At 74.4% G+C, this 2,355-nt stretch carries 1 protein-coding gene; it reads right to left on the bottom strand.

The genetic code is table 11. From position 1 onward, the window contains the following. A partial coding sequence (locus ACRDP3_RS27400) for a transglutaminaseTgpA domain-containing protein (RefSeq protein ID WP_431519706.1) occupies window positions 1–2,193 on the bottom strand: 2,193 nt, incomplete at its 3' end. Window positions 2,194–2,355 lie beyond the last annotated feature (162 nt).

Genomic DNA, 2,355 nt, shown 5'->3' with positions numbered 1-2,355 from the left:
GTGCTCCACCGCGTGCGCCACCCGCTGCGCCGCCTCGGCCGCTTCCGTGCCGAGGTCGCCGATCCGGGCGATGCGCGCCGCCGCCGCGCGCGGGGTCGCCGACTCGTCGGGCACCACCCCGTAGTCCCAGCCGCTGTCGACCAGCTCATGCCAGGCCGCCAGCACCGCATCACCCGGACCGGCTTCCGGATCCGGTCCGGGCGAACCGCGTGCGCCGAGCCGCCGCGCCCGCGTTCGTGCCCGCCACAGCATCGGGAGCAGAGGCAGGCCCAGCACCAGCAGCGCCGCCAGGGTCAGCCCGGCGGCCGTACCGACCGGGAAGCCGCCGTCCGTACCGCCGCTGCCGGGTGCGGGTGCCGCCTGACCGCACTGCGGGTCGAGCCGCTTCTGCTCCGCGGTGCACCGGTCCGTCTCGGAGGGAGTGGGCTGCGGTTCGGGTGTCCGGCCACGCTCGGGCAGCTGCTCAGCCGGGTTCTCACTGACGTCCGGGGAGTCCGGCTGTGCGTAGGGAGGAGCTGAGCCGCGCGTCGGCGTCGGCTCGAAGCGGGTCCAGCCGACCCCCTCGAAGTACAGCTCGGGCCAGGCGTGGGCGTCTTTGAGACCGACCGCCATCCTGCCCTCGCTGTCCGCCGTGCCCGGCGTGAACCCGACGGCGACCCGGGCGGGAATCCCCAGCGTGCGTGCCATCGCCGCCATCGAGAAGGCGAAGTGGACGCAGAAACCCTCCTTCTCTTCAAGGAAGTTGACGATCGCGGCGGAGCCGCTGCCGGCGCGTACCCGGGTGTCGTAGGTGAAACCGCCGTTCAGGGCGAACCAGTCCTGGATGCGGACCGCGCGCTCGTAGTCGTCCGCGGCGCCGCGGGTGACCCGCAGCGCCGTCCGCCGCACCACCGACGGCAGGGACTCCGGCACCTTCGTGTACTCCTGCCTCATCTCCGGCGGCGGCGCCGGAGCATCGCGCAGCTGACGCGCCGTCGGCTGCACGAGCAGGCTCTCCACCTGATAACGCGCGCCCCGCGTCGTCTGTCCGCGGTCGCCGACGAGCGTGCGGCCCGCCGGCTCGAAGCGCCAGCGCCCGTCTATGCGCACCCGGCTGGCCGGGTACGGCATCGGCAGCCAGTTCTGGGAGTACCAGTCGGCCGCCGCCACCGAGCTGCGGACCCGCTGTGTCCGTACGTCGGAGTCCAGACCGGGCGGGTCGGGCAGCGTGCCGGGCACCGCGCCGATGCGGCGCTGCGAAGGCTTCCAGGCGGCTCCGTCGAACTGGTCGAGCGCGACGATCCGCAGATACATCTCCGCGGTGCTCTTCGCATCGGTGCTGTAGGTCAGGGCGGTGCGGTCCTCGGGCTGGTTGAGGCTGTCCTGCAGTGCCACCAGCGGGTTGACCGCCGATACCGTGCCGCTGCCGTTCCCTCCCGCGCCGCTCCCGCCGCTGCGTGCCGCGTCCAGCAGCCCGGTGCCCAGTGAGGGCAGTACCGCGGGCACCGCCAGGGCGATGCCGAGAGCCAGTGCGCCGATCCGCCGCCCGGTGCGTACGGGCGCCATCGCGGGGCCCCGCGGCGCGCCGGGCTGAAACGCGGGTGCCCCCGGTCGCCCCCGGTCGGTGAAGACCCGTCCCCACTGCGACAGCCGCTCGCGGCCCTCGGCGAGCAGGAGCAGCAGATAGCCGCCCGCCGCACACAGGAACCACAGCCACCGCGCGCCGCCCTGCGACAGCCCCGCCGCGATGGAGTAGAGGGCCAGCAGCGGCAGTCCGGCGGGCGCGGCGCTGCGGAACGTCACCGCCAGCGCGTCCACCAGCAGTCCGATCACCAGGACGCCGCCTACCAGCATCAGCCGTATGCCGTCGGTCACCGGTGCCGGTATCGCGAACCGGCCCACGTCCTGACCGCCTTCGGCCAGCAGCCGCCCGAACTCCTCGAAGACGTCGGGGCCCGGCAGCAGCCCGCCGACCGCCACTTCACGCGTGAAGAAGAACGTCAGCAGCAGGAGCGACACCAGCACCTGCGCGGCCACCGTCAGCGGCCGTGCCAGCGGCACGCGGCGCGTTGCCGCGCCCACCAGAGTCTGCACCCCGACCAGCAGCGCCGCCTGCAGCAGCCACGTCGCCGGGTCCACCAGTGGCAGCAGCGCACACGCCGCGGCGATCGTGGCCAGTGCCGCGCAGAGGGCGAGCCGTCCCCGTCCGCTCATCGCGCCAGCCCCTTCAGGGTCGAATTGCCGGCCTCGTGCCAGAGTGCGGGCATGGCCGCCCAGGGGCCGCCCGGCAGCGCGGTCCAGCCCGCCTCGCGCAACAGCCGCAGCGGTGCCGCGTCCGGCGCCTGGGCAAGGGCCGACGGCGGCGCGGTCCCGTCT

It is taken from the genome of Streptomyces sp. (assembly GCF_050698815.1).
GTDB lineage: Bacteria > Actinomycetota > Actinomycetes > Streptomycetales > Streptomycetaceae > Streptomyces.
This window is presented reverse-complemented; position numbering and strand designations above follow the sequence as displayed.